Origin of the sequence: Rhizobium sp. CFBP 13726, assembly GCF_014841925.1 — a bacterium.
In the GTDB taxonomy this organism is placed as follows: Bacteria; Pseudomonadota; Alphaproteobacteria; order Rhizobiales; family Rhizobiaceae; genus Neorhizobium; species Neorhizobium soli.
Genome location: NZ_JACYUU010000001.1, coordinates 693,960 through 719,851 on the forward strand (window position 1 = coordinate 693,960; position 25,892 = coordinate 719,851).

The 25,892-nt window shown below is 59.7% G+C and carries 24 protein-coding genes and 2 tRNA genes; 14 read left to right on the plus strand and 12 right to left on the minus strand.

The features are described from left to right. Positions 1-19 precede the first annotated feature (19 nt). Both gatA and IFT66_RS03345 read left to right on the plus strand, forming a co-directional pair. Positions 20-1,501 (plus strand): Asp-tRNA(Asn)/Glu-tRNA(Gln) amidotransferase subunit GatA, encoded by a 1,482-nt coding sequence (gatA, locus tag IFT66_RS03340; RefSeq protein ID WP_192076775.1) that lies wholly within the window; start codon positions 20-22, stop codon positions 1,499-1,501. Between the two features lie 93 nt (positions 1,502-1,594). Then, positions 1,595-2,104, plus strand: coding sequence for a GNAT family N-acetyltransferase (locus tag IFT66_RS03345; protein WP_192076776.1), 510 nt, complete (start codon positions 1,595-1,597; stop codon positions 2,102-2,104). Here IFT66_RS03345 and IFT66_RS03350 read toward each other — a convergent pair. Continuing rightward, on the minus strand, positions 2,101-2,424 hold the full coding sequence (locus IFT66_RS03350; RefSeq protein ID WP_113111014.1) for a DUF1294 domain-containing protein: 324 nt from the start codon (positions 2,422-2,424) through the stop codon (positions 2,101-2,103). The two genes, IFT66_RS03345 and IFT66_RS03350, sit on opposite strands and share 4 nt — an antisense overlap. Before the next feature lie 145 nt (positions 2,425-2,569). Between IFT66_RS03350 and gatB the strand changes: the two genes are divergently transcribed. The 5 genes from gatB (at position 2,570) to IFT66_RS03375 (ending at position 6,089) form a co-directional block, all read left to right on the plus strand. Continuing rightward, on the plus strand, positions 2,570-4,072 hold the full coding sequence (gene gatB, locus IFT66_RS03355) for an Asp-tRNA(Asn)/Glu-tRNA(Gln) amidotransferase subunit GatB (RefSeq protein WP_062453193.1): 1,503 nt from the start codon (positions 2,570-2,572) through the stop codon (positions 4,070-4,072). 4 nt (positions 4,073-4,076) lie between these two features. Beyond that, on the plus strand, positions 4,077-4,583 hold the full coding sequence (locus IFT66_RS03360; protein ID WP_062453192.1) for a GNAT family N-acetyltransferase: 507 nt from the start codon (positions 4,077-4,079) through the stop codon (positions 4,581-4,583). Between the two features lie 25 nt (positions 4,584-4,608). Next, the gene (locus tag IFT66_RS03365) at positions 4,609-5,070 is read left to right on the plus strand and encodes a GNAT family N-acetyltransferase (protein ID WP_192076777.1); all 462 of its coding nucleotides are present in this window, start codon (positions 4,609-4,611) and stop codon (positions 5,068-5,070) included. Positions 5,071-5,172: 102 nt separating this feature from the next. Beyond that, the gene (locus IFT66_RS03370; RefSeq protein ID WP_062454718.1) at positions 5,173-5,571 is read left to right on the plus strand and encodes an NADH:ubiquinone oxidoreductase subunit NDUFA12; all 399 of its coding nucleotides are present in this window, start codon (positions 5,173-5,175) and stop codon (positions 5,569-5,571) included. Between the two features lie 86 nt (positions 5,572-5,657). After that, a complete protein-coding gene (locus tag IFT66_RS03375; RefSeq protein ID WP_113111011.1) occupies positions 5,658-6,089 on the plus strand; it encodes a DUF2155 domain-containing protein in 432 nt (143 codons plus the stop codon). A 21-nt stretch (positions 6,090-6,110) separates the two neighbouring features. Here IFT66_RS03375 and aat read toward each other — a convergent pair whose 3' ends face one another. From aat to IFT66_RS03405, 6 genes are all read right to left on the minus strand, one after another. Continuing rightward, positions 6,111-6,728 (minus strand): leucyl/phenylalanyl-tRNA--protein transferase, encoded by a 618-nt coding sequence (aat, locus tag IFT66_RS03380; RefSeq protein ID WP_062453189.1) that lies wholly within the window; start codon positions 6,726-6,728, stop codon positions 6,111-6,113. Between the two features lie 104 nt (positions 6,729-6,832). Then, positions 6,833-8,179: an acetyl-CoA carboxylase biotin carboxylase subunit gene (gene accC / locus IFT66_RS03385; RefSeq protein ID WP_062453188.1), complete on the minus strand. Its 1,347-nt coding sequence runs from the start codon at positions 8,177-8,179 to the stop codon at positions 6,833-6,835. Positions 8,180-8,188: 9 nt separating this feature from the next. Beyond that, positions 8,189-8,647 (minus strand): acetyl-CoA carboxylase biotin carboxyl carrier protein, encoded by a 459-nt coding sequence (gene accB, locus IFT66_RS03390; RefSeq protein WP_113111008.1) that lies wholly within the window; start codon positions 8,645-8,647, stop codon positions 8,189-8,191. 27 nt (positions 8,648-8,674) lie between these two features. Beyond that, a complete protein-coding gene (gene aroQ, locus IFT66_RS03395; RefSeq protein WP_192077127.1) occupies positions 8,675-9,112 on the minus strand; it encodes a type II 3-dehydroquinate dehydratase in 438 nt (145 codons plus the stop codon). A gap of 144 nt (positions 9,113-9,256) precedes the next feature. Further along, positions 9,257-10,027, minus strand: a complete 771-nt coding sequence (locus tag IFT66_RS03400) for a DsbA family protein (RefSeq protein ID WP_192076778.1) — start codon at positions 10,025-10,027, stop codon at positions 9,257-9,259. 305 nt (positions 10,028-10,332) lie between these two features. Continuing rightward, positions 10,333-13,419 (minus strand): Rne/Rng family ribonuclease, encoded by a 3,087-nt coding sequence (locus IFT66_RS03405; RefSeq protein ID WP_192076779.1) that lies wholly within the window; start codon positions 13,417-13,419, stop codon positions 10,333-10,335. A gap of 760 nt (positions 13,420-14,179) precedes the next feature. Here IFT66_RS03405 and IFT66_RS03410 point away from each other — a divergent pair. From IFT66_RS03410 to prfB, 3 genes are all read left to right on the plus strand, one after another. Next, a complete protein-coding gene (locus tag IFT66_RS03410; protein ID WP_192076780.1) occupies positions 14,180-15,343 on the plus strand; it encodes an N-acetylmuramoyl-L-alanine amidase in 1,164 nt (387 codons plus the stop codon). Between the two features lie 266 nt (positions 15,344-15,609). Further along, positions 15,610-18,087, plus strand: a complete 2,478-nt coding sequence (locus IFT66_RS03415) for a penicillin-binding protein 1A (protein WP_062453182.1) — start codon at positions 15,610-15,612, stop codon at positions 18,085-18,087. 121 nt (positions 18,088-18,208) lie between these two features. After that, positions 18,209-19,337 (plus strand): peptide chain release factor 2 gene (prfB, locus tag IFT66_RS03420; RefSeq protein ID WP_192076781.1). Its coding sequence is split into 2 segments (ribosomal slippage): positions 18,209-18,277 and positions 18,279-19,337, totalling 1,128 coding nucleotides; the frame shifts between segments, so codons are not numbered across the junction. 73 nt (positions 19,338-19,410) lie between these two features. Here prfB and IFT66_RS03425 read toward each other — a convergent pair. Next, complete coding sequence (locus tag IFT66_RS03425; RefSeq protein WP_192076782.1) at positions 19,411-20,184, minus strand: NAD kinase; 774 nt, start codon at positions 20,182-20,184, stop codon at positions 19,411-19,413. Between the two features lie 260 nt (positions 20,185-20,444). Here IFT66_RS03425 and IFT66_RS03430 point away from each other — a divergent pair. Then, positions 20,445-20,520: transfer RNA gene (locus IFT66_RS03430), tRNA-Thr, on the plus strand. Between the two features lie 168 nt (positions 20,521-20,688). Beyond that, positions 20,689-20,973 (plus strand): hypothetical protein, encoded by a 285-nt coding sequence (locus IFT66_RS03435; protein ID WP_139283848.1) that lies wholly within the window; start codon positions 20,689-20,691, stop codon positions 20,971-20,973. A gap of 192 nt (positions 20,974-21,165) precedes the next feature. On the opposite strand, the gene IFT66_RS03440 is transcribed toward IFT66_RS03435, so the two are convergent. Next, on the minus strand, positions 21,166-21,693 hold the full coding sequence (locus tag IFT66_RS03440) for a DUF4142 domain-containing protein (protein WP_062453178.1): 528 nt from the start codon (positions 21,691-21,693) through the stop codon (positions 21,166-21,168). A gap of 249 nt (positions 21,694-21,942) precedes the next feature. Between IFT66_RS03440 and IFT66_RS03445 the strand changes: the two genes are divergently transcribed. Then, positions 21,943-22,980 carry a calcium-binding protein gene (locus IFT66_RS03445; protein ID WP_062580084.1) on the plus strand — a complete coding sequence of 346 codons (1,038 nt, stop codon included), beginning with the start codon at positions 21,943-21,945 and terminating at the stop codon, positions 22,978-22,980. Between the two features lie 72 nt (positions 22,981-23,052). Here IFT66_RS03445 and cysQ read toward each other — a convergent pair whose 3' ends face one another. The 3 genes from cysQ to IFT66_RS03460 form a co-directional block, all read right to left on the minus strand. Then, the gene (gene cysQ / locus IFT66_RS03450; protein ID WP_192076783.1) at positions 23,053-23,850 is read right to left on the minus strand and encodes a 3'(2'),5'-bisphosphate nucleotidase CysQ; all 798 of its coding nucleotides are present in this window, start codon (positions 23,848-23,850) and stop codon (positions 23,053-23,055) included. 62 nt (positions 23,851-23,912) lie between these two features. Then, on the minus strand, positions 23,913-24,614 hold the full coding sequence (locus IFT66_RS03455; RefSeq protein WP_113167067.1) for a DUF982 domain-containing protein: 702 nt from the start codon (positions 24,612-24,614) through the stop codon (positions 23,913-23,915). Positions 24,615-24,716: 102 nt separating this feature from the next. After that, positions 24,717-25,604: a TrmH family RNA methyltransferase gene (locus IFT66_RS03460; RefSeq protein WP_092662035.1), complete on the minus strand. Its 888-nt coding sequence runs from the start codon at positions 25,602-25,604 to the stop codon at positions 24,717-24,719. A gap of 202 nt (positions 25,605-25,806) precedes the next feature. Between IFT66_RS03460 and IFT66_RS03465 the strand changes: the two genes are divergently transcribed. Beyond that, positions 25,807-25,891: transfer RNA gene (locus tag IFT66_RS03465), tRNA-Tyr, on the plus strand. Position 25,892 lies beyond the last annotated feature (1 nt).

Below are 25,892 nucleotides of genomic sequence, written 5' to 3' on the forward strand. Positions count from 1 at the left end.
TTCGAGAGCACGAAAAATCATGACCGACCTGACCAGCCTGACCATTGCCGAAGCCCGCGACAAACTGGCATCGAAGGAATTCACTTCCGTCGATCTGACGAACGCCTATCTCGGCGCCATCGACGCTGCAAATTCCGTCCTTAACGCCTACATCACCGTTACGCCCGAGATGGCGCTGGAGATGGCGAAGGCCTCCGATGCCCGTCGCGCTTCGGGTCAAGTTGGGGCGCTCGAAGGTATTCCGCTCGGCATCAAGGATCTGTTTGCCACCAAGGGCGTCCACACCCAGGCCTGCAGCCATATACTCGACGGGTTCAAGCCCGAATACGAATCGACCGTCACTCAGAACCTGTGGGATGACGGCGCCGTCATGCTCGGCAAGCTCAACATGGACGAGTTCGCCATGGGCTCCTCCAACGAGACCTCGCATTACGGACCGGTGGTCAATCCCTGGAAAGCCGAAGGCTCGAACACTCAGCTGGTTCCGGGCGGCTCCTCGGGCGGTTCAGCCGCTGCCGTCGCCGCGCATCTCTGCGCCGGTGCGACCGCGACCGATACCGGCGGCTCGATCCGCCAGCCGGCCGCCTTTACCGGCACCGTCGGCATCAAGCCCACCTATGGCCGCTGCTCGCGCTGGGGCACTGTCGCGTTTGCATCCTCGCTCGATCAGGCCGGCCCCATTGCACGCGACGTGCGTGATGCCGCGATCATGCTGAAGTCGATGGCAAGCGTCGACCGCAAGGACACGACATCAGTCGATCTGCCCATTCCGGATTACGAGAAGGCGCTCGGCCAGTCGGTCAAGGGCATGAAGATCGGCATTCCGAAGGAATACCGCGTCGACGGCATGCCTGAAGACATCGAGGCCCTGTGGCAGAAGGGCATTGCCTTCCTGAAGGATGCCGGTGCCGAGATCGTCGATATCTCGCTGCCGCACACGAAATACGCGCTGCCTGCCTATTACATCGTGGCGCCTGCTGAAGCCTCGTCCAACCTTGCCCGCTATGACGGCGTTCGCTACGGCCTGCGCGTCGATGGCAAGGACATTTCCGACATGTACGAGAAGACCCGTGCTGCCGGCTTCGGCACGGAGGTCAAGCGCCGTATCATGATCGGCACCTACGTTCTTTCGGCCGGTTACTACGACGCCTATTACCTGCAGGCGCAAAAGGTCCGCACGCTGATCAAGCGCGATTTCGAACTCTGCTTCCATGCGGGTGTCGATGCGATCCTGACACCAGCGACACCGTCGTCTGCGTTCGGCATTGCCGATGAGGCCCTCGCTGCCGATCCAGTCGCGATGTACCTGAACGACATCTTCACTGTGACGGTCAACATGGCCGGCCTTCCAGGCATCGCCGTACCGGCCGGTCTCGACAAGAAGGGCCTGCCGCTTGGCCTGCAGCTGATCGGCAAGCCGTTCGATGAGGAAACCCTGTTCCGCACGGCGCATGTGATCGAACAGGCGGCAGGCAAGTTCACGCCTTCGAAATGGTGGTAGTGGCAGGTCGGCTGTCCGGCCTCTGCCCCACCAAATGGGGTTCTAGCCCGAATCGCACGCCGATGATCTACTGTTCCTGAGACAGGGGACGCCATGGCAGTCATTCGCAACGCACGCCAGGACGACGAAGCCGCGCTAGTTCAGATCGGCTTGCTCAGCTGGGAAAAAGCGATGGGCGCCGTTGGCGATCCGACAAGCATGCGCGAAAGTGCGCTTGCCGCATTCCGCGACTTCGTTTCCTCGTCCTGGCTGACGATTTTCGTAATCGAGGCCCACGGCACGGTTGCGGGTTGGGCGGCCTGTGAGAATCGCGACGACCTGATCACCGACTTCTGGATCGATCCGCAGTTTGAGGGGCAGGGGCTCGGAAAGGCGCTGCTCGCCGATATCGAGGCCGATATCGTTCGTCGCGGGTTCGATAAGGCGCGGGTCGAGACCCATGCGCAGAACGACGGGGCAGTCGGTTTCTTCGAAAAGCAGGGATACAGCGTCCATTGGCTTTCGAGCGCCTACCAGCCGAAGATCGATCGCGACATCCAGTCCATGGGACTGTCCAAGCAACTCGTATCCGACGATCCGGGCACCTACGGGCCGAATTTTTAAACGCCGACGAGCAGCGTCCAGATCGATGCGAGCATTCCGGACACCGCAAGGATCAGCACGATACTCACGCAGACATGTAGCGTGACGATGGCGGCAAGGATGGTCCTGAACGGCTCCTTGTGCGTCTTGTGACGCAACATGCGCTGAGCCGCCACGGCGCCCAGACTTCCGCCGGCAAATGCAAGCAGGAGGAGCGTGGTTTCGCTGACCCGCCAGCGTCCATTCCTGGCGGCCCGCTTGTCGATCCAGTAGATGGAAAAGACGACTGCGTTGAAGAGGATGCAGAGAACGAGAAGTGTCAGCGCAAGGTTGAGGGTCATGAACCCCAGCTAACCGCGCTCCGGTTAAGATTCATCCTCGGCGGTATCAGATGTTTCACCCGGCAAGCCTTGGCCTACGCTTGCACCTCGCCAACATTTGCTCTACCCACAAATCACTTCGAAACTAAGCCCGAACGAGCATAAGATGACCCTAGTTGACGTCCGCACGCCCGATCCGAAACGCTTCATTCCCGGCGCCACTGGCGATTGGGAAGTGATCATCGGCATGGAGGTGCACGCCCAGGTTCTCTCCAATTCAAAACTGTTCTCCGGCGCTTCGACCGAGTTCGGCAAGCCTGCCAATGCCAACGTCTCGCTGGTCGATGCGGCCATGCCCGGCATGCTGCCCGTGATCAACGAGGAATGCGTCCGCCAGGCTGTCCGCACCGGGCTTGGCCTGAAGGCGCAGATCAACAACCGTTCGATCTTCGACCGAAAGAACTATTTCTATCCGGATCTTCCGCAAGGCTACCAGATCTCGCAGTTCAAGGATCCGATCGTCGGCGAAGGCCAGATCGTCATCTCGCTCGGCCCCGACCGTCAGGGTCAGTTTGAGGATATCGAGATCGGCATCGAACGCCTGCATCTGGAACAGGATGCCGGCAAGTCGATGCATGACCAGCATCCGACCATGTCCTATGTCGACCTCAACCGGTCCGGCGTCGCTCTGATGGAAATCGTCTCGAAGCCGGACATGCGCTCGTCCGACGAGGCGAAGGCCTACATGACCAAGCTGCGCTCGATCGTGCGCTATCTCGGCACGTGCGACGGCAACATGGACGAGGGCTCGATGCGCGCCGACGTCAATGTCTCCGTGCGTCGTCCGGGCGAAGGTTTCGGCACGCGCTGCGAAATCAAGAACGTCAACTCGATCCGCTTCATCGGCCAGTCGATCGAATACGAAGCCCGTCGCCAGATCGCCATCCTTGAGGACGGCGGCTCGATCGATCAGGAGACCCGCCTGTTTGATCCGGGCAAGGGCGAAACGCGGTCGATGCGCTCCAAGGAAGACGCGCACGACTATCGCTATTTCCCGGATCCGGACCTGCTGCCGCTCGTCTTCGACGACGCGTTCGTCGCAGAGCTCGCCAAGGACCTGCCGGAACTGCCTGACGACAAGAAGGCCCGCTTCGTGGCTGAACTTGGCCTTTCGATCTATGACGCCTCGGTTCTGGTTTCCGAGAAGGCCATCGCCGACTATTACGAAGCCGTGGCTGAAGGCCGCGACGGCAAGATGGCGGCCAACTGGGTCATCAACGACTTGCTGGGCGCCTTGAACAAAGCGGGCAAAGGCATTGAAGAGACTCCGGTTTCTCCCGCCCAGCTTGGTGGCATCATCGATCTGATCAAGTCGGAAGTCATCTCCGGCAAGATCGCCAAGGATCTGTTCGAGATCGTCTTTTCCGAAGGCGGTGACCCAGCGGACATCGTCGAGAGCCGCGGTATGAAGCAGGTCACCGATACCGGCGCCATTGAAAAAGCGGTGGACGACATCATCGCCGCCAATCCCGATCAGGTCGCCAAGGTGCTGGCCAAGCCGACGCTTGCCGGCTGGTTCGTGGGACAGGTCATGAAGTCGACCGGCGGCAAGGCAAACCCGCAGGCCGTACAGGCTCTGGTCAAGGCCAAGCTGGGCATCGAGGACTAACCTGTTGGTCTACTTCATTCGCACAGCAGGCGACGAGGACGTGGAGAAGATCCGGGTCCTTCTCGCCGAGACGTTTCATCAGTCCTACGACCCGTTCTACGGTGCAGACGCCGTCGAGAAGATGGTGCGCAACTGGCATTCGCCGGTCGCGATCCGCACTAGGCTGATCAAAAAGGATGGCGAGTTTCTCGTCGCCGACGATGGAAGCAAGATCGGCGGCATCGCCTACGCCGCCGTCTACCCCAAGATGGCAAAGACGGTGATGCTGCACCAGCTCTATGTCGCGCCGGCCTGCCAGAATGACGGCATCGGTCGGGATCTGTTTGCCGAAATCGAGACCTGCTTCCCGGATGCGGAAATCATGCGGGTCGAGGTGTCGCTGCCGAATGTGCGTGCCGCCTCCTTCTACCAACGGCTTGGCTTTGCCGAAGTCGACCGCATGGAGGAATGGGGCGCGCCGAACTCCGGCCTGCCGGCGATCATCATGGAAAAGCGGCTCCAGTCACTTTAGACGGCTCAGATCAGGGGAGGGTGACATGGACGGCATCATCATTCGCAGGGCTCGCGAATCGGACCTCTCCCAACTGATCGCAATGTTTGCCGCTGACGATGTCGGTGGTCACGGCGATACGACCGATGCGGACGCCTACGACGATTACCTGCGTGCTTTCAACATGATCGACGCTTCCCAGAACGAGCAGCTCTTCGTCGCCGAGCGGGACGGATACGTGGTCGGCACGTTCCAGATTCTCTTCAACCGAACGCTGACCGGCCGCGGCTCGCTGTCGATGATCATCGAAGCCGTGCAGACAAGACCCGACATGCGCGGGCAGGGCATCGGCGCGCAGATGATCGGTTACGCGATCGAAGAGGCAAAGCGGCGCGACTGCCGCCTCGTGCAACTGACGTCCAACGCAGCTCGCACGGATGCCCATCGCTTCTACGAGCGGCTGGGTTTTGCAAAGAGCCACGCGGGCTTCAAGATGAAGTTCAAATAGACCTCGAAATCTCGGAAATGCTGGACATCATCGCTGTCTGGCGGCATAAGCGGTGGAGCCAGTTCGACTGGTCACCTGTTTGCCAATCCTATGGACAAGCCCATGAAAAATCTCCTGCTGCAGATCTTCACCTGGTGGAACGGCCAAACCATGGGCACGCGTTTCTTTACCTGGCGCCATGGCAAGAAGGTGGGCGACGATGAATTGGGCAACGTCTATTTCGAAGGTCCGATGACCTCCTGGGGTAAGCCGAAGCGCTGGGTGATCTACAAGGATTACGCCGAAGCCTCTGCTATCCCGCCAGGCTGGCACGGCTGGATGCATTACCGCACCGATACGCCTCCGTCGCAGGAGGATTACAAGGCGCGCGAATGGCAGAAGTCGCACAAGCCGAACCTCACCGGATCGCCGCTTGCATACCGGCCTCAGGGTTCTCTGTCGGCCAATGGTGAACGTCCTCGCGTCACCGGCGACTATGACGCCTGGACGCCCGGCAACTGAGCCTGACTGGCACCTGTTTTAGCCATATTCCACAACTAGTCCTCGATCGGGCATTCCCAGGACGCCTTTTCGAGACGGGACCAATAATGACACGTACGAAGCTTTCTCCCCGCACACGATCGATTGGCGCCGTTCTTGCCGTCGTCTCGGTTCTGGCAGGGGGAAGTGCCTCGGCTGCACGGATCGAAAATCCCGTCGCCGTATTCAACGGCATCGACAAGATCACCGGCCGCATCACCACATTCGACGTCTATCTCAACGAGACGGTGCAGTATGGCGCGCTTCAGGTGACGCCGAAGGTCTGCTATTCCCGAGACGAAACGGAAGCCCAAAAGATCGACGGGTTTATCGAAGTCGACGAGATCACACTCGACCGCAAGATCCGCCGCATCTTCACCGGTTGGATGTTTGCGGACAGCCCCGGCCTCAACGCCGTCGAGCACCCAATCTATGACGTCTGGCTGACAGGCTGCAAGCAGACTTCCGACGTGCCGGCACCCGCCCGCGCGACCAATTGAAATCAACGATTTCCGGACAGATCAAAATTCGAGATGCGGCGAGTTGACTGCCGCGTGCAGCAGCTTGAGATAGTCATCCTTCGGAACGTCGATCGCCCCGAAGGTCTTCAGGTGTTCTGTCGTGAACTGCGTATCGAGCAGCTCGAACCCCTTGGCCTTCATCCGTTCCACCAGATGCACGAGGCAGATCTTGGACGCGTCGGTTCGGCGCGAAAACATGCTCTCGCCGAAGAAAGCAGCGCCAAGCGAAACGCCGTAAAGCCCGCCGACGAGTTCATCGCCGTCATAAGCCTCGACGCTATGGGCATGGCCCATGTGGTGGAGTTCGCGATAGAGCTTGCGGATCGTCTCGTTGATCCAGGTGCTCGGCCGGTCATCGGCCGGTTGCGCGCAAAGCGCGATGACGCCCTCAAAGTCGGTGTCGAAACGGATGTCGAAGGGTTTTTTGCGGACCGTTTTCTGCAGGCTCTTGGAGACGTGAAAAGCGTCGAGCGGCAGGATACCCCGCATCTCGGGATCGACCCAGAATATCTCCGGATCATCGGCGGCTTCCGCCATCGGGAAAAGCCCGATGGAATAGGCTCGCAACAGAATTTCCGGGGTTATTGCCGGGTAATATTTGCCACGACGCCCTGCCATCGGTCTCCTTGATCCGGCCATCGCATTCCGCGCCTCATCTGGCGCGGAATGGTCGACAGCATCTTATGAACCGCTAACGGATCGTGTGGATCCGGTAGGTGCATCTAGTGAGACTTGTCGCCGGCCAGATGGTTCTCCAGCCAGTGAATATCGTAGTTGCCGCTCAAGATATCCGGATTGTCCACCAGTTCCTGGAAGAGGGGAAGCGTGGTCTTGATACCATCCACGACGAACTCGTCCAGCACGCGGCGAAGGCGCATCATGCATTCGGCGCGGGTGCGTCCATGCACGATGAGCTTGCCGATAAGGCTGTCATAGTAAGGCGGGATCTTGTAGCCGGCATAGGCACCCGAATCGACGCGAACGCCGAGACCGCCGGGAGCATGGAAATGCGTGATCGTGCCAGGCGACGGAACGAAGGTCCTTGGATCCTCGGCATTGATGCGGCACTCGATCGCATGGCCCTGGAACTGGATCTCGTCCTGGGTCACGGACAGGCCGTTTCCGGAGGCAACACGGATCTGCTCGTGCACCAGGTCGATATTGGTGATCGCTTCGGTGATCGGATGCTCGACCTGAAGACGGGTGTTCATTTCGATGAAATAGAACTCGCCGTTTTCGTAGAGGAACTCGACCGTACCGGCGCCGCGATACTTCATCTTCTTCATGGCGTCGGCGCAGATCTGGCCGATCTTCATGCGCTGTTCGACATCGAGGGCCGGCGAATTGGCTTCTTCCCAGACCTTCTGGTGGCGGCGCTGCAGCGAGCAGTCGCGTTCACCCAGATGAATGGCATTGCCTTCGCCATCACCGACGACCTGGATCTCGATATGCCGCGGCTTGCCGAGATACTTTTCCATGTAGACGGCATCGTTGCCGAAAGCTGCGAGCGCTTCGGAACGGGCCGTGGACACGGCCTCCTCGAGCTCGGCCTCGGTTTTTGCCACCTTCATGCCGCGGCCACCGCCGCCGGCGGTCGCCTTGATCAGAACCGGGAAACCGATTTCGCGGGCAATTTCGAGCGCGTTCTCAGGCAGAACTTCGCCGGGCGAACCCGGAACGACAGGAATGCCAAGCTCAACTGCTGTCTTCTTGGCAGTGATCTTGTCGCCCATCAGCCGGATATGCTCGGCGGTCGGTCCGATGAAGGTGATGCCGTGTGCTTCCAGAATGTCTGCGAACTTCGCGTTCTCGGACAGGAAGCCGTAACCGGGATGAACGGCGTCGGCACCGGTGATCTCGCAGGCGGCAACAATCTGGTGGATGTTCAGATAGCTGTCACGCGAAGGCGGCGGCCCGATGCAGACGCTCTCGTCGGCGAGGCGAACATGCATCGCATCCGAATCGGCCGTCGAGTGAACGGCGACGGTCGCGATGCCGAGTTCCTTGCAGGCGCGCAGGACGCGAAGTGCAATCTCGCCGCGGTTGGCTATGAGGATTTTCGAGATCATGAGATCGCCTTACTCGATGATGACGAGCGGCTGGCCATATTCGACAGGCTGCCCGTCTGTGACCAGGATTTCCGTAACCTTGCCGGACTTCGGCGAGGGGATCTGGTTCATCGTCTTCATGGCTTCGATGATGACGAGGGTCTGGCCTTCCTTCACGGTCGCGCCGACTTCGACGAAATTGCGCGAACCGGGAGCAGGTGCAAGGTAGACGGTGCCAACCATCGGAGCGGTGAGCGCGTTCTTGAGGTCCGGGCCGGCGGCGGCAACGGGTGCTGCTGCGGCAGGAGCGGCGGCAAGCGCCGGAGCGGCTGCAATCGGAGCCTGAACGTACTGGGGGGTGCCTGCGCGCGAAACACGGATGCGCAGGTCGTCCTGTTCGACTTCGATCTCGGTGAGATCGGTGTCGTTGAGGATGTTCGCGAGATCGCGGATCAGTCCCTTGTCGATACCGGCTTTCTTCTCAGACATGGCAAACCCTACTGTTTTGTTATGTTGTCAGGCGATGGTGGACTTCAAGGCGTGCAGCGCGAGCGCGTAACTCTGCGTGCCGAACCCGCAGATGATGCCCTTGCAGGCCGGTGCAATCATGGAATGGTGGCGGAATTCCTCCCGCGCATGCACATTCGAGATATGAAGTTCCACCACCGGTACGGAAATGGCCTTGATCGCATCATGAAGGGCGATCGAGGTATGGGTGAAGGCGCCGGCATTGATGGCGACACCAGAAGCCCGCTCGCCGGCTTCATGTATCCAATCAATGAGGACGCCCTCGTGATTGCTCTGGCGAAACTCGACAGTCAGTCCGAGTTCGGCAGCAACGGCCGCACATTCCTGCTCCACATCGGCCAAGGTTTTGCCGCCATAGATGCCAGGTTCGCGTTTTCCCAACATGTTGAGGTTGGGACCGTTGAGGACGAAAATCGGTTTGCTCATCGAGATAACTATTTGTTCCACCCAGAATTCAGCGGCCACGTATAAACCGCTGGGACGGCAAGGGAAAGCCCCTGACGCACCTAAACGCCATGCATCCACCGGCGAACGGGCAAGAATGCAGCATCCTGCTCGAAATCTCGGCCGTCAGCAGCTGGCCTTTCCGCAAGCGCGCACATTGGCGACCTTTTCCTCAATCGTATCGAGGCCAACAGCACCGAACACGGCCTCGTCTCCGACGACATAGGTCGGCGTGCCGGTGATGCCGATCGCGGTGGCCAACTGATAGGCCTGTCGTACGAGATCGTCGTTGGGATTGTCCTTCATCGACTTCCGCAGTGCTGCTCCGTCGATCCCAAGCGCGGTGGCGACAGAGAGCGCGGTCTCTTCGGACGCGTGCTCGCGGCTGCCGAGCAGCGTGCGGTGGAACTCGGCATACTTTGTCGGGGCGACCAGACGCACCGCATTGGCAACCTTGTGCGCGGCAATCGAGTCCGGGCCGAGGATCGGGAATTCCTTCAGCACGAAGCGGACGTTCTTGTCCTTCTTGAGAATGGTGTCCATGTCGGCCAGCGCATGCTTGCAGTAGCCGCAATTGTAATCGAAGAATTCAACGACCGTGACGTCGCCCTTCGGATTGCCAAGCGTGATGTCGGTGGGGGAGGCAAAGATCGCCTCCTTGTTGGCCGCGACCGCCTTGGTGGACTGGTCGACGCGCTGGTTCTGCTGCTTGGCCTCCAGCGCGTTCTGGACCTCGATCATCACTTCCGGGTTCTGGATAAGATATTCCCGGATGAATTCGCCCATCTCCTTCTTCTGCTGGTCATCCATGGCAAAGGCCGGAACGGCAAACGCCGTTGCGGCCAGCATCGAACCGGCAGCAAGCGTCTTCAGTATCGGGTTGAGAAGGCGGGTCATTCGTTTCCTCGTCGGTCTGTTGGGCGTGGCTTCGCGCGAAACGCCGCACCATCATGTCTGTTTGCGCCAAAACTAAGCCAGCGTGGCGCGAGGCGATAGAGTAAAAACGGCAGGGGTGCCCGGGACTGCGCAACAGTGGCCGACTCCGCAGGGCAGGCGGTACAAAAAGCACTTGCAATCAAAGCCTTAGATCCGTTTCCGGAATCAATCAGCAAGCGACTTGAATCATTTTCTGAGGACATGCCGCAGACAAAAAAACGGCCGCGTTAAACGCGGCCGTTTCGATTTCTAGGATGGGTTACGGCTCAAAAGAAGCCGCGCTTCTGCCACCAGCCGCCCTTTTTGGGCTTGGCCGAATCGCCGTCGCTCTCGGTCGCTGCCTTGGCAGGATCGGAGCTCTTCACCACCGCTTCGCTGGACGAAGAGATGTTGGAGGCGCGGTTCGCGCGGGCAGGCTTCGAGTCGTCCGAATCGTCGGCAGCGACAGCCTGTGGAGCAGGCTCTGCGACCGGCGCGGCTTCTTCGGCCTGCGGGGCTTCTGCGACAGGTGAGGCTTCAGCGGCCGGCGTAGCTTCAGGGGCCTCGGCAGGTGTCTGTTCACCAAGGGCTGCATCGACCTGTTCCACGATCGCTGCGACCGGAGCTTCCACCGGAAGTTCGACCGGGGCAGGAGCCGGAGCTTCTGCAGCAGTCTCGACGACGGCATCAGGTTCGGCAACAGCCTCAACTTCGGACGAAACCTCTTCCGTCTTGGAAGACGCCTTGCCACGGCGCGAACGGCGTGGCTTGGGCGCAGGCTCGACCGGCGCTGCAGCAACGTCAACTGGCGCAGCTTCGGTTTCAGAACCGACATCAGCACCCGCGTCAGCAGCGACCGTCTCGGCCGGACCGGCTTCGGAACCGTCACCAGCGTCTGCGGTTTCGGTCTCGTCGTCGGACGCGTTCAGCTCCTGACCGTCTTCGGTCCGGTTGCGACGTCCGCCACGCTTGCCGCGACGACGGCGCTTGCGGCGCGAGTTCTCATCCGAGTCGTCGCCGTCTGCGACAGGCGCAGTTCCGTCGGCAGCAACTGCTTCGTTCTCGTCGCCGTCTTCATCTTCTTCGTCATCGGCACCCGATTCGGCATCGCTTGCCGCGTCGAGCGTCTGGCCTTCGCCATTCTTCTCGCCGTTGCGGTTGCGACGACGCCGGCGACGCTTGCGCTTGCGGCCGTTCTGATCATCGCCTTCGGTCCGCTCGCGGTCCTGCTTGGCGGCAGGCGCGGCAGCGACGATCTCCTCGTCTTCTTCCTCTTCATCAACCTCGATGATGATGTCGTCGTCCTCGTCCTCAACGGGGATCGCGGCAAACTGCATCAGGCTTTCGATCTTGACCGGGTTCTCGACGGCTTCGCCGCGATCGATTGCAAAGTGGTTCGAACCGATGGTGACGTCGGATTCGATGAAGATCGACACACCGAAGCGGTTCTCGTAATCCACCACGCTGCCGCGCTTGTGGTTCAGCAGGAACAGCGCGATGTCAGGCGTGGTCCGCACGGTGATGTCATGCGTGGTGTTCTTAAGCAGGTATTCCTCGACGCCGCGCAGAACATGAAGCGCAACCGACGACTGCGAGCGCACATGACCTGTGCCGCCGCAATGCGAGCAGATCTGCGTGGTCGATTCGAGAACCGATGCGCGGATACGCTGGCGCGACATTTCGAGCAGGCCGAAATGCGAGATACGGCCGACCTGGATGCGGGCGCGGTCGTTCTTGAGGCAATCCTTCAGCTTCTTCTCGACAGCGCGGTTGTTGCGCTTTTCTTCCATGTCGATGAAGTCGATGACGATCAGACCGGCAAGGTCGCGCAGGCGGAGCTGGCGGGCAACTTCTTCGGCAGCTTCAAGGTTCGTCTGGAGTGCTGTGTCTTCGATCGAATGTTCGCGTGTCGAACGACCGGAGTTCACGTCGACTGCAACCAAAGCTTCGGTCTGGTTGATGATGAGATAGCCACCGGACTTCAGCGTCACCTGCGGCTGCAGCATGCGGTCGAGCTGTGCCTCGATGCCCGAACGGGAAAAGATCGGGTGAAGGTCGCGGTAGGGCTGAACCACCTTGGCATGGCTCGGCATCAGCATCTTCATGAAGTCTTTCGCTTCACGATAGCCTTCTTCGCCGGAGACGATGACCTCGTTGATGTCTTTATTATAGAGGTCGCGGATCGAGCGCTTGATCAGCGAACCTTCCTCGTAAACGAGGCAAGGTGCGGTCGAGGCGAGCGTCAGCGTACGGACGTTCTCCCAGAGGCGCATCAGATACTCGAAGTCGCGCTTGATTTCGACGCGGGTGCGGTTGGCACCGGCGGTGCGCAGGATCACGCCCATGCCCTGCGGCACGTCGAGCTCGCGAGCGACTTCCTTCAGACGCTTGCGGTCCGTCGGCTGGGTGATCTTGCGGGAAATGCCGCCGCCACGTGCCGTGTTCGGCATCAGAACCGAGTAGCGGCCTGCGAGCGACAGATAGGTCGTGAGAGCTGCGCCCTTGTTGCCGCGCTCTTCCTTGGCGACCTGCACGAGCAGGATCTGGCGACGCTTGATGACTTCCTGGATGCGATACTGCTTGCGCGGCTTGCGCTGGATGCGATCCGGAACCTCTTCCATGGCGTCTTCGGCGCCAACGGATTCGATCTCTTCCTTCTCGTGGTGATCGTCGTCGTCACCATCATCGTCATCTTCGTTACCGCCACGCCCACCGGCATCCTCGGAAATCGAATCGGTGTCGACCATTGCGGCCATCTCGCCGGGCTTTGAACCCTCGTCGTCGGAAGACGGGTTTTCGTCGGAGGAGGGCGCTTCTTCTTCGGAGACAGTTTCAGTAGCTGGCGCATCTTCGGCAGTCGGCTCGACAACCTTCTTGCGCGAGCGGGTGCGCTTCGGCTTGGCCTTCTTCTCGACCACGTCTGCAACCGGTGCGTCCTCGGCAGCCGGGGCGTCTTCAACTGCAGCTTCAACCGGTTCTTCTACGGCGTTGACAGGGACGATGCCGACATCCGGCTGGTCCTGCTGGGAGAGATCGACCACCGGATCGCCAGGATCCGCCGAATCGGCTTCCGCAATGCGGCGCTGGTCTTCAGCTTCCTGCTGCATCAGCGCCTGCCGGTCGGCCAGCGGGATCTGGTAGTAGTCGGGGTGGATTTCCGCAAAAGCCAGGAAGCCGTGGCGGTTGCCACCGTAATCGACGAACGCGGCCTGCAGCGACGGCTCAACGCGCGTCACTTTGGCCAGATAGATATTGCCCCGGATCTGTTTCTTGTGTTCCGATTCAAAATCGAATTCTTCGATACGGTTGCCGCGTACAACGACTACCCGCGTCTCCTCTTCGTGAGACGCGTCGATAAGCATTTTGTCTGCCATGTAAATTCTGCTCCTCGGCGCCGAGCAAATGCACAAAAGCCTGCCGCGAGGATTTCCCCGACAACAGGCTTGTCATGCGAAATGGTCGTTCCGCCGGATAAAAAGGATCCCGTCGGGTGGGATTGTGCGGGCAACCGGAAAGAAGACGGAGCCAAAGGCGTCCCTGATCTCTCCCGGTTCTGAAAATTGTGCCGCGCCATCAAAAACCAAACGAGAATGACTTTACCATAGGCCCCAAACGGGGCCCGATGAATTTGCTCCAATGAGATTTGCTCGATGGAGCGGTGGGTGGCATGCCACCCGATATGTTTCCGGCCACCGCCGGGCGGATCGTGTATCAGGATGAAGCGTAGCGACGGCGGATGTCTGTCGGTCCATGGCGCCAGATCATTATCAGCTGGCAGCCTATCGGCAGACTATCCCGTCAACACTTCAACCTTCGCTCGCGTTGTATGGTTTATCTGTCACAATAGCAAGGGAAAAGCCGCCTTTGCCATATTGTCGATCGAATTGCCATTCTATGCAAAAACAACGGGCGGACGAGATGATTCGCATCCGATCTGCATGAAATTGCTATGTTAAAAACATGCGGCTGCAGCGGCTGCCGTTGCTGCATTCCGAATGTGCGAAGTCAGGTTAGGGGACTTATGTGAGGGTGGGCAAACCGACGGGTGCGTTGCGTGTATCACATGAGACGTCCAGATACGATTTCGCGACCGGTGCAACCGGTGTCGTAAGGCGAATCGCTTTTGGTTTGGTCATGTTGTTGGCTGGGGCAGCGTTGGCGCCTGCGATGGCGGCAACCACGAAGCCGATCCTCGCATTCGGAGCCCGCATTGCCGGCGACGCGGCACGCAGCCGCATTGTCATCGACTTCGAATCGAAGCCTGAGTTTTCAGTGCACTATGTCGGCGGCCCCGAACGCGTGATTGTCGACCTCTCGGCGACCGCCTTCGGTTTTCCACCCGAAGATCTATCGCCGCGCGGTCTGTTCAAGGATATCCGCTTCGGCACCATGGATGAACAGAGCGCCCGGATCGTGCTGACCACCAACCGGCCAGTGAAGCTCTCGACGGCGGATGTTCGGCCGGGGGAGAACGGCGTCTGGCGCCTCGTCCTCGATGCCGAGGTCGTCTCGAAGGAAGAATTTGCCGTTCTCCTGAAAGGCCAGGACTGGCGCGCCACGACGCAAACTGACTCGGAGCCGACGCCACTGATGGCCGACGACGGCGTTTTCACCGTTGCGGTTGATGCAGGTCATGGCGGGATTGATGCCGGTGCGACTGCGCTGACGACGAAGACGCAGGAAAAGGTCATCACCCTCGATTTCGCAAAGACGCTTGCCGAGCGCCTGAACCGGCTATCCGGCGTGAAGGCATTTCTGACGCGTGACGACGACACGTTTCTTTCGCTGTCCGAGCGGGTGGCGACCGCCCGTGAACATCGCGCCGACCTTTTCATATCCCTTCACGCCGATACGCTGACGCAAAAGGATATCCGCGGTGCCACCGTCTATACCCTCTCCGACAAGGCATCCGACCGGATGGCGGAAAACCTTGCGGCGCGCGAAAACTTTTCTGACCAGCTCGCCGGCTACAGCATTCAGAACGGACCGTCGGACGTGGCGGATATCCTTCTCGACCTGACGAGGCGCGAGACCCAGGCCTTCTCGATCGCCATGGCGGACAATGTCGTCAAGTCGTTCGAGGGCCAGATCGGGCTCATCAACAACCCGCATCGGCAGGCAAGCTTCCAGGTGCTGCGGGCGCCGGATATTCCCTCCGTCCTGCTCGAGCTGGGTTTTCTGTCCAATCAGGAAGACGAAAAACTTCTGCTCGATCAGAACTGGCGCCACCGGATTGCAGACCTCATTGCCGCAGCCGTCGATCGGTATCGCGGTCACTCTGTCGCCAACGGCGGGTGAGGGGAGTGCTGCGTCGCATGCGGCGTGGCTGACGTGCAACAACGGCCCGGGAATATCCCCGTATACAAGCTAAGTTGCGGAAATACCTTGGTTGAAGCCCTATTTTACGCACATTCAGACGGTTACACCCTGCTGCACGAGGCAGGGCGGATAACGCGCCTTTTATCCTCGACGCCTTGCGCTGGCGTAATCACCGTGCAAAACGCCGAGAACCATGCGATGTTGCGCCTTGCGCAGCAACCCGAAAGCCGAACGGTAGCTTCGACATGATCAGATTGATTGGATACTTCTTTGGAATGGCCTGCGTCCTTTTTCTGGGCGTTGCTGCAGCGGTTGCCATCTATTTGAATGGTGTATCCAAGGATTTGCCCGATTATGCGGTCCTTGCTGCCTATGAGCCTCCGGTTGCCACGCGTGTCCACGCCGGCAACGGTGCACTGGTCACGGAATATGCGCGCGAGCGTCGCTTGTTCCTCCCCATCCAGGCTATCCCCGACCGGGTCAAGGCGGCCTTCCTGTCTGCTGAAGACAAGAATTTCTACAACCACCCCGGCGTCGATATCTTCGGCCTTGGCCGCGCGGTTGTGAACAATCTCCAGAACTTCGGTTCAGGCCGTCGTCCGGAAGGTGCGTCTACGATCACCCAGCAGGTGGCAAAGAACTTCCTTCTGTCGGCAGACCAGACGATGGACCGCAAGGTCAAGGAAGCGATCCTGTCGTTCCGCATCGAACAGGCCTACTCGAAGGACAAGATCCTCGAGCTCTACCTCAACGAGATCTTCTTCGGCCTTAACTCCTATGGCATCGCCGGTGCGGCGCTGACCTATTTCGACAAGTCGGTGACGGAACTGACGACGGCGGAAGCAGCCTATCTCGCGGCGCTGCCGAAGGGCCCCAACAACTATCATCCGTTCCGCCATCAGCAGGCAGCGCTTGATCGCCGCAACTGGGTTGTCGATCGCATGGCCGAAAACGGCTACATTACCCAGATGGACGCCGACGATGCCAAGACCCAGCCGCTTGGTGTCAAGCAGCGCCGGAGTGGTACGCACCTGTTCGCGTCCGACTATTTCTCCGAAGAGGTGCGTCGCCAGATCATTGGCCGTTATGGCGACAAGTCGCTCTATGAAGGTGGCCTGTCCGTCCGCACCTCGATCAATCCCGAGCTTCAGCTTGCTGCGCGCGCCGCGCTGCAGAACGGGCTTCTTGATTACGACGAACGCCGCGGTTTTCAGGGCCCGGTGACCACGGTCGACATTTCACCCGATTGGGGTGTCTCGCTTGCCAAGGCGATCACCGACGGCAAGGCGCCTGACCTGCGCGATGTCCCGGAATGGCAGCTTGCCGTCGTGATCAGCGCGTCCGCCAAGTCCGCCGAGATCGGTTTGCGCCCCGCTGCCGATGGTGGCGGCAAGGTGACCGAAGAGCGCGTGACGGGAACAATCCCCGCGGACGCCATGAAATGGGCCTATCGCGACGCAAAGGGTTCTCGCAGGACGGCGAAAGGTCCCGATGGCGTGCTGAGCCCGGGCGACGTCGTCTATGTCGAGCCGATCAATGAAGAAGCCAAGACCTTCCGGCTGCGTCAGCCTCCGAAGGTCCAGGGCGGCTTTGTCGCGATGGACCCGAATACCGGCCGCGTTCTCGCCATGGTCGGCGGCTTCTCCTACGCACAGTCTGAGTTCAACCGCGCCACCCAGGCGATGCGTCAGCCAGGTTCGTCATTCAAGCCCTTCGTCTATTCTGCAGCGCTCGACAACGGCTACACCCCGGCATCGGTTGTGCTTGACGCGCCGATCGAGATCGTCACCGGAGGCCAGGTCTGGCGCCCGTCGAACTACGGCGACAAGGACGGCAACGGCCCGGCAACGCTGCGCACCGGCATCGAAAAGTCGCGCAACCAGATGACTGTCCGTCTGGCGCAGGACATGGGCATGGAACTGGTCGCCGAATATGCCGAACGCTTCGGCATCTACGACAAGATGCTGCCTGTTCTGGCCATGTCGCTCGGTTCCGGCGAAACGACCGTGATGCGGATGGTATCCGCCTATGCGGTCATCGCCAACGGCGGCAAGCAGATCAAGCCGACCGTGATCGACCGCATCCAGGATCGTTACGGCAAGACCATTTTCCGCCATGAAGAGCGCACCTGCGAAGGCTGCAATGCCAACAGTTGGGCGAACCAGGAAGAGCCGGTTCTGGCCGACAACCGCGAGCAGGTTCTCGATCCGATGACCGCCTACCAGATCACCTCGATGATGGAAGGCGTCGTGCAGCGCGGCAGCGCGGCCGGCAAGATCCATCTGACCGACCGCCCGGTCGCCGGAAAGACCGGAACGACCAATGACGAGAAGGACGCCTGGTTCGTCGGCTTCACGCCGAACATCGTGGCCGGCCTTTATATCGGCTTCGACACACCGGCTCCGCTCGGACGCGGCAGCACGGGGGGCGGACTTGCAGCGCCCATCTTCGGTCAGTTCATCGAAGCGGCGGCAAAGCATATGCCGGCTGAAAAATTCCTGGTGCCGGAAGGCATGCAGTTCGTCGCTGTCAACCGCAAGACGGGCATGATGGCCATGGAAGGCGAGCCGGATACGATCACCGAAGCCTTCAAGCCCGGCACCGGCCCGGCCGATGTCTTCCAGGTCATCGGTGGCGGCGAATACATGACGCAGGACCAGATCCTGGACTCCTCGCCACAGGCACAGCAGGCCATCACGTCCGGTGCCTCCGGCCTGTTTTGATCCTCATACTGCCGTCCTCTGGGACATCGTCGCGCCGGCCCGGGGTTTACTTCCGGGGCCGGCGCAACTATGTCCACCGCAACTTCGGTCAACAACGAAAAGACGAGAGAAGCATTACGCCATGCGCGCGGAAATCATCAACGTAACCGACGAAATCAAGCAGGCCATAAGCCTGCTGAGGAGGCATCTTTGACTGGGACCAGGCGGTAAGACGACTGGACTGGTTGAACAACAAGGCAGAGGATCCAAACCTCTGGAACGACGCCTCCGAAGCGCAGAAGCTGATGCGCGAGCGCCAGCATCTGGATGACAGCATCAGCGGCGTGAAAGCACTCGATCAGCAGCTCAACGACAATATCGAGCTCATCGCGATGGGTGAAGACGAGGGCGACGAATCGATCGTCAAGGAGGCCGAGGAAGCGCTGAAGACGTTGCGCACCGAAGCCAACCGCCGGCAGGTGGAGGCGATGCTTTCGGGCGAGGCAGACAGCAACGATACCTATGTCGAAGTGCATTCCGGTGCCGGTGGCACGGAAAGCCAGGACTGGGCGAACATTCTTCTGCGCATGTACACCCGCTGGGCCGAGCGCCAGGGCTACAAGGTCGAGCTCTTGGAAGTGCACGATGGCGAAGAGGCCGGCATCAAGTCCGCGACTATACTCGTCAAGGGACACAATGCGTTCGGCTGGTTGAAGACCGAGTCGGGCGTCCATCGCCTGGTGCGCATTTCGCCCTACGACAGCGCGGCACGCCGCCACACGTCGTTCTCGTCGATCTGGGTCTATCCTGTGGTCGACGACTCGATCAACATCGAGATCAACGAGAGCGATTGCCGCATCGACACCTATCGTTCGTCGGGTGCCGGCGGGCAGCACGTCAACACCACCGACTCGGCCGTGCGTATCACGCACATTCCGTCCGGTATCGTCGTCGCCTGCCAGCAGGAACGCTCGCAGCACAAGAACCGCGCCAAGGCGTGGGACATGCTGCGCGCCCGTATGTATGAAGCGGAACTGATGAAGCGCGAAGCGGCCGCCAATGCGGAAGCCGCTTCGAAGAGCGACATCGGCTGGGGCCACCAGATCCGCTCCTACGTTCTGCAGCCATACCAGCTGGTGAAGGACCTGCGTACCGGTGTCGAAAGCACGGCACCCAGCGACGTTCTCGACGGCGAACTCAACGAGTTCATGGAAGCAGCCCTTGCACACCGCATCAGCGGCAAGCCCGATCTTGGCGCCGACGCCGAGTAAGGTTTGGACGCATCACGAATCACAAACGGCCGGATCTCGCGATCCGGCCGTTTTCGTTTCTTGGGGGTCGTTGTCAGTCGTTGAACTGCTCGGCCAAGATCCGGTCAGACCAGGAATGGTCGGGATCCGATAGAAGCCGTGCCGTCAGTTCAGTCGATTGCGCGATGCGGATATGGATGACGGATTTCACCTCGGTATTGTCGGCGACCGCGTTGACCGGCCGCTTTTCCGGCTCAAGAATTTCGATATCGACGCAGACCCGGTTCGGCAGAAGCGCCCCGCGCCAGCGCCGCGGACGAAACGCGCTGACGGGAGTCATCGCCAGAAGCGGCGCCTCCAGCGGCAGGATCGGCCCGTGCGCCGACAGATTGTAGGCGGTGGAGCCGGCGGGCGTCGCGACCATCAGGCCGTCGCAGATCAGTTCCTCCAGCCTTGTGTGCCCATCGACCACCACCTTCAGCTTCGCGGCCTGATAGGATTGGCGGAACAGGTAGACCTCGTTGATCGCGAGCGAGTGGGATATCGCACCCCAAGCACCGGTCGCCGTCATCTTTAGCGGGTGAAACTCGTTTTCGACGGCACGCGCGATTCGGTCGGGAAGATCGACCGTTTCGAAATCGTTCATCAGAAAGCCGACCGAGCCACGGTTCATGCCGTAGACCCTTTTCCCGATATGCATGGTCTCGTGCAGCGTTTGCAGCATGAGCCCGTCACCACCCAAGGCCACGACCACGTCGGCCTCCACCAGGGGAACGTTTCCGTAAAGCCGGGTCAGCTCGTCAAACGCTGCCTCGGCATCGGGTGCCGTTGAGGCGATGAATGCGAGCTTTTCGGTCGCGATCGACATGGGAAGGCCTTTGGTGTGACGCGGACATGCGCCCAGGGATACAGGTCTGAAACACCGCATCGTCAACATACGGCTTCCAGCAGGTAGCTATAGGAGAAACGACAGGACGAACAAGCCGCTTCCGTGGAGCGTCGGTACTTCGTTAGCCATTCCGGCTGCGGATAGACCACGAGTATCTCGTTTCTCGAAAGTGTTTATCGCGATCAACGGAATTTTCGCTTTACACGAAATCAGAATCTGGTAATTCCACCCCCAGAAGTGCCCTTGTAGCTCAGTTGGTAGAGCACCTGATTTGTAATCAGGGGGTCACGAGTTCGAACCTTGTCGGGGGCACCACTTCTATCTCAATCTTTTCGATCGGTTGATCATGCTTTTCTCGGGCTGAGGAGAGCAGGGTGTGACGCACGTCGCTCCGTTGTCTTTCCGGCATCTCTTCTCGTGCCGGCCAATCCTTGCAACATGGAATGCGCTCTGTCAGGATCTCTTAAATTTAAGGGGAGACTGATGGGAAAAGTCTTGATGTGGATTGGCTGGATCGGGATCGTTCTGGTGGTCTGCGCCCTCGTGGCGCTGATGGCCAGCGCCGGGCAGGGGTCCTATGCCCTGCTCGCGCTCTTGGCAGCACTGCCTTGGGCGGCACCCGCCTTCATCGGCTCTGTGCTCGTCGCAGCGTTTGGCAGCATGCTTTTGCAGCTCAATGCGATCCGAGCAGCAACCGAGAGACAGGCCGAACTCTTCGCTCAGTTATTGGACGGCAAGAAGAAGCGTGACGCAGCGGTTGAGGCCTGACGGAAACGTCAATGCATCCTTCGTGCGTCGCTATCTCGCGTTTTCAAAACCATCCGTTTGACGGTTCGCTGCTCAGTAAGCTTCCAACGAACCTCCGGGGCGTCGGGTATGAGGGCGAAGCAACAGAAAAAGCCGCCTCGACGAATCGGGCGGCTGTCTCTTTAGAGTATGGCAGTTGTGGAAGGGTAGTTCTTACTTATCCATGTCCTGTGCCATCTTGTAGTGATGCTCGAGGGCCGGAAGTGTCTTCGCGGCAAAGGCCTTCAGATCGGCATTTTCACCTTCTTCAGCGTAGCGCTTGAAGAGGTCTACCGCGTCTTCATGTGCTTCGACCTGATCGTCGAAATATTCCTCGATGAAATCGGCGCCTTCAAGCTTTGCCAGCTCGTCGACATCTTCCTTGTCATCCTCGGTCAATGCCGTGACAGGATTGCCCTGGACCTTGCCGCTGTCGATCAGCGCCTTGAGTTCGGCAGAAGCCTTTTCATGGTCTGTAATCATCTGCTGCGCAAATTTCTTGGTGGCGTCGTCGCCCTTGGTCAGCGCGAGCTTGCTCGACTCGATCTCGTACATACCGCTCGCAGACGCCTGCATGATAAAGTCTGCGGTGGTCGGAGCGCGACCCAGAACCGAGTTTGCGCCGGTGCTTTCTGCAGCCGACTGCGCGAAAGCTGCCGTTGCGGTCATGAGAAATGCTGCGGTGAGAATTGTTTTTTTCATGGTCGGTATCTCCTGTGAGCCCTACCAACCCATGGAAATCAAAGAGGTTCCGCAAAGATTTTTCAACGTGGTACTTCATCTGATTGAGATAAAGCGTCGAAGCGAGGGGATGACGAAGGCGGCCATTGCGCGTTAACGAACCTGAATGGCAGACAACGGGATATTACGGATTCCGTCAGGATTCGTAGTCTAGCATAAGCACAGCAATCCGCGGCGATTCTCATGCCAGGAGCGGACCGGAGGAAACGGATGCCCACATTCTACGGCAACGATTACGACAACACCGTCTACCAGGATGATTACGATTCTGATCTCACCGTCTACACCTATGGTGGCGACGACCGGATCTTCCTCAACCTCGTCGGCAAATACGGTGGTTTCAACACGGTCTATGCAGGCGCTGACGACGATTTGGTGCAAAATTCCTTCGAAGGCGGCAACAAGATCGATCTCGGCTCCGGCAACGACAGCTACGTCGCAACAGGGTTCTCGACGTCGAGCAAGCTCTATGATGTCGTCTATGCCGGCAGCGGCAATGACTCTTTCGAAGTCTCCACCTATCACAGCGACTATTACGGCGAGACGGGCAATGACGCCTTCTTCTCGGTCGGCTATCGCAACTATTTCAACGGTGGCTCGGGGACCGATACGATCAGCTATGAGACGCAGGACGAGGATGATGATCTGGCCGGTCTCGGCGTCGCCATCGATCTCGGCAAGGGCTCGGCGCAGACGCTCGGAACCAGTTACAAAGAGACGCTCGTCAGCATCGAGAATGCCATCGGGACCGGTGCGAGCGACAAGATCTACGGCTCATCAGGCGCAAACAAGCTTTGGGGCGATGATGGAAACGACTTGATCGACGGCAAGGGCGGTAATGACACGCTCTACGGCGGCGCCGGTAACGACGACCTCTACGGTGGAAGCGGCAACGACAAGCTGTACGGCGGATCCGGCAACGACCATCTCTATGGTGGATCCGGCGCCGATACGTTCGTGTTCACCTCGATCGCAGACTCCAAGGCAAACAGCAGCCGCGACATCATCCAGGACTTCAGTCGCGCCGAAGACGATTATATCGATCTCCGGTCGATCGATGCGGATACGACCTTCGGCGGCAATCAGTCTTTCGATTTCATCGGTTCGAAAGGCTTTTCGGGCGAGGCGGGCGAGTTGCGCTTTAGCGGCGGCATCGTCTCAGGCGATGTGAACGGCGACGGTTATGCCGACTTCCAGATCAAGATCGCGGGCCAGACCAAAATGTACGACAGCGATTTCTTCCTCTGAGATATCGAGCTGTCTTAGGAAGGCGCTTCTGAAAGGAGGCGCCTTTTTTCGTGGTCGAGAGAATTCGGAAAACTACAGGACTTCAACCGATGCGCCGGTCGCGATGAAGTCGCAATTGGCGAAATCAGTCTCATCCGATCGACCGACCTTGCCGTACCGGAGCGGCTGTCCGTCGATAGCGCAGGTCTTGCCACCGGCGGCGCGCAAGACCGCATCTCCTGCTGCCGTGTCCCATTCCATCGTCCGGCCGAACCGCGGATAGATGTCGGCGGCACCTTCCGCCAGCAGACCGAATTTCAGCGATGAACCGACGGAAAGGGTTTCGAGGTCGCCGTATTGCGCCAGGAAATCATCCGTTTCGACAGTTCGGTGGGACCGGCTGGCACAGGCGATGGGTCGCCGTGGCATGACGCGGGCGCGGATCGCCTGACGGTTTTCGATGATGAAATCGGGGGCGATCGAAAGCTTGGACGCTTGGTTCTGTGCGCCGCCATAGCCGACGTTGAGCGCCGGAGCATACACGATACCGACAGTCGGAAGGGCGTTTTCGATCAGCGCAATATTGACGGTGAAGTCATCGCGGCCGTTGATGAATTCACGTGTGCCGTCGAGCGGGTCGATCAGGAAGAAACGACCACCGGAAATATCCGGGATCTGCCCGGCGGCGACGGCTTCTTCTGCAACCGCGGGGATCGCCGGCCAATGCTGCGCAAGCGCTTCGAGAATGATCGCTTCCGCGGCTTCGTCGGCCTCCGTCACCGGCGAGTAGTCCGGCTTGTAGTGGGTATGAGCGCCACGGCCACGGATCTCAAGAATCGTGCGGCCTGCATCGAGCGCGATCGTCTCGAATATGGAAAGCATACTCATCATGAAGACGATCTACTGCCTTGCCTTCAGCAGCGCAAGCTCGTCTCGCCTCTACATCACCGTGCCTATGCCATTGGTTGCTGACGACCGACGGCCCAGGAATTGCCAAGGTGCGCATCCGCCGCGGCCGGAAGATCCGATGCTCCGTGGCGAAGCTGGGGCCGCAGCACGCCCGCGGCGCGTCGGGCGCCGAGCCGTGCAATCATGCCGATCGTCCGCGAGAGCTCTGCCAATAATTCGCGCATGCAGGGTGTGTGTGGGCTGGCCGGCCCAGCCCCCGATGCCGCGGAATGCGGCTCGCTCCAGCTAATCACCGGGTGGTGATATGACGGGAGTGAATCGGATCCGCCAGCATCGGGCTCGGTATAAGCAAGGGTAAGCCCGCGTAAGCGGGGCGACTTACTGAGGCGACGCCGGAACGGTGCGAGGGGGGCGAGGCGGTCCGGCGAGATCGGCAGGGTCGCAAGTGAGGCCGGGACGTCTTTGATTGGTTCGGCATCGATATCGGCAAGAAAGGTTTGCGGTTGAACATGAAAGCCGGCCTCTAGTGCGGCCTCAATGAAATCGGCGCGGGCAAGGGCCGCTACGCTTCGGCCCGTCAGCACGTCGCGGCACGCCATCACCGCCGCCATATGCGCTTCTGTTCGTGCGGCCGGCCATCCGCTGAGCAGCATAAGAGCTGCATCCAGCGTGCCTTGCACGATGATCGGCCCCGGTTGGCCGAAGATTTCCAGGATGACAGGTTGCTTCCAGGTCCCGCGATCCATCCAAGCTCTCCCATTTAAGATAATTAGGAAATACTCATATAAAGCTTGCGCCAGGATGGAGTGCGGCGGCCCGACGGTTTTCGTCAAGCCGCTGATGTGAGTTCAGGAGATCTTCAGGAGATGCTGCCTTGTCGCGTAAAGCGCAATCGCTGCGGCATTCGAGACGTTGAGCGACTTGATCTCGCCGGGCATGTCGAGCCGGGCCAACGCATTCACCGTTTCGCGGGTCTTCTGGCGAAGGCCCTTGCCCTCGGATCCGAGGACCAAAGCAATCCGCTCACCGGAGAACGTGCCTTCCAGCGGGGCAGGACCTTCCGAATCAAGCCCGATCGTCTGGAAACCAAGCTTGTGGATCGATTCCAGCGCGTCGGCGAGGTTGGTGATCTGGATATAGGGAATGAGTTCCAGTGCACCGGACGCGGATTTTGCCAGCACGCCTGACTCGGTCGGGCTATGTCTCTGGGTGGTGATGAGAGCGCCTGCACCGAACGCTACGGCCGATCGCATGACGGCACCGACGTTATGGGGATCCGTTACCTGGTCGAGTACCAGGAGAAGCGGGCTCTCTTTAAGGGCTTCAAGCCGGCGTACGGGCAGGGGCCGCGTTTCCAGCATCACGCCCTGGTGGATCGCCTCGGGACCCAGCACCTTGTCGATATCCTGCGGCGAGACGAACTCGACAGGAAAAGACAGCTCGCTCGATTCGCCGATCTCCAGTCGCATAAAGGCGTTCTGTGTCACCGAAAGCTTGATCAGCTTGCGCTCCGGGTTCTGGATCGCAGCCCGAACCGTATGGAGACCATAGAGCAGCACCTGTTCCGGCTGCAGCTGTGGTGGCGTCCAATCCTTGGCGCCCTTGTTGGATTTGACGCGGCCCTGCTGCGGCGTCGGGATCTCGCCGCGTTCGCGCTTGGTATCGCGAACATTCCGGCGAAGCGTCGCGTAATGGGTGTCGCGGGCGGTTTTGTCTTTAGGATCTTTTGTGCTCATGCTGCCTTATATCGAGGAGCGCGGTTTCGGCAAAGCCCTCCGCTCGAGCCTTCGTCGGATGGCATGACGATATCCAATTTTTTCCTCCTTTTTTCAAAGAGGTCGTGTTGACAGACGGACATGAGGCCGTCATATACGCGGCGCAGACCGAGGGGCGGCAAGCCTGACGGTCAGCAGACTTGGTCTAACGATCCAGACGAATGGAGAGATGCCCGAGTGGTTAAAGGGGACGGACTGTAAATCCGTTGGCTACGCCTACGTTGGTTCAAATCCAACTCTCTCCACCAT

Coding starts and splice junctions, on each gene's coding strand:
- gatA (WP_192076775.1), top strand. CDS start 20: ATGACCGACCTGACCAGCCTGACCATTGCCGAAGCCCGCGACAAACTG.
- IFT66_RS03345 (WP_192076776.1), top strand. CDS start 1,595: ATGGCAGTCATTCGCAACGCACGCCAGGACGACGAAGCCGCGCTAGTT.
- IFT66_RS03350 (WP_113111014.1), bottom strand. CDS start 2,424: ATGACCCTCAACCTTGCGCTGACACTTCTCGTTCTCTGCATCCTCTTC.
- gatB (WP_062453193.1), top strand. CDS start 2,570: ATGACCCTAGTTGACGTCCGCACGCCCGATCCGAAACGCTTCATTCCC.
- IFT66_RS03365 (WP_192076777.1), top strand. CDS start 4,609: ATGGACGGCATCATCATTCGCAGGGCTCGCGAATCGGACCTCTCCCAA.
- IFT66_RS03370 (WP_062454718.1), top strand. CDS start 5,173: ATGAAAAATCTCCTGCTGCAGATCTTCACCTGGTGGAACGGCCAAACC.
- IFT66_RS03375 (WP_113111011.1), top strand. CDS start 5,658: ATGACACGTACGAAGCTTTCTCCCCGCACACGATCGATTGGCGCCGTT.
- aat (WP_062453189.1), bottom strand. CDS start 6,728: ATGGCAGGGCGTCGTGGCAAATATTACCCGGCAATAACCCCGGAAATT.
- accC (WP_062453188.1), bottom strand. CDS start 8,179: ATGATCTCGAAAATCCTCATAGCCAACCGCGGCGAGATTGCACTTCGC.
- accB (WP_113111008.1), bottom strand. CDS start 8,647: ATGTCTGAGAAGAAAGCCGGTATCGACAAGGGACTGATCCGCGATCTC.
- aroQ (WP_192077127.1), bottom strand. CDS start 9,112: ATGAGCAAACCGATTTTCGTCCTCAACGGTCCCAACCTCAACATGTTG.
- IFT66_RS03400 (WP_192076778.1), bottom strand. CDS start 10,027: ATGACCCGCCTTCTCAACCCGATACTGAAGACGCTTGCTGCCGGTTCG.
- IFT66_RS03405 (WP_192076779.1), bottom strand. CDS start 13,419: ATGGCAGACAAAATGCTTATCGACGCGTCTCACGAAGAGGAGACGCGG.
- IFT66_RS03410 (WP_192076780.1), top strand. CDS start 14,180: ATGTTGTTGGCTGGGGCAGCGTTGGCGCCTGCGATGGCGGCAACCACG.
- IFT66_RS03415 (WP_062453182.1), top strand. CDS start 15,610: ATGATCAGATTGATTGGATACTTCTTTGGAATGGCCTGCGTCCTTTTT.
- IFT66_RS03425 (WP_192076782.1), bottom strand. CDS start 20,184: ATGTCGATCGCGACCGAAAAGCTCGCATTCATCGCCTCAACGGCACCC.
- IFT66_RS03435 (WP_139283848.1), top strand. CDS start 20,689: ATGGGAAAAGTCTTGATGTGGATTGGCTGGATCGGGATCGTTCTGGTG.
- IFT66_RS03440 (WP_062453178.1), bottom strand. CDS start 21,693: ATGAAAAAAACAATTCTCACCGCAGCATTTCTCATGACCGCAACGGCA.
- IFT66_RS03445 (WP_062580084.1), top strand. CDS start 21,943: ATGCCCACATTCTACGGCAACGATTACGACAACACCGTCTACCAGGAT.
- cysQ (WP_192076783.1), bottom strand. CDS start 23,850: ATGATGAGTATGCTTTCCATATTCGAGACGATCGCGCTCGATGCAGGC.
- IFT66_RS03455 (WP_113167067.1), bottom strand. CDS start 24,614: ATGGATCGCGGGACCTGGAAGCAACCTGTCATCCTGGAAATCTTCGGC.
- IFT66_RS03460 (WP_092662035.1), bottom strand. CDS start 25,604: ATGAGCACAAAAGATCCTAAAGACAAAACCGCCCGCGACACCCATTAC.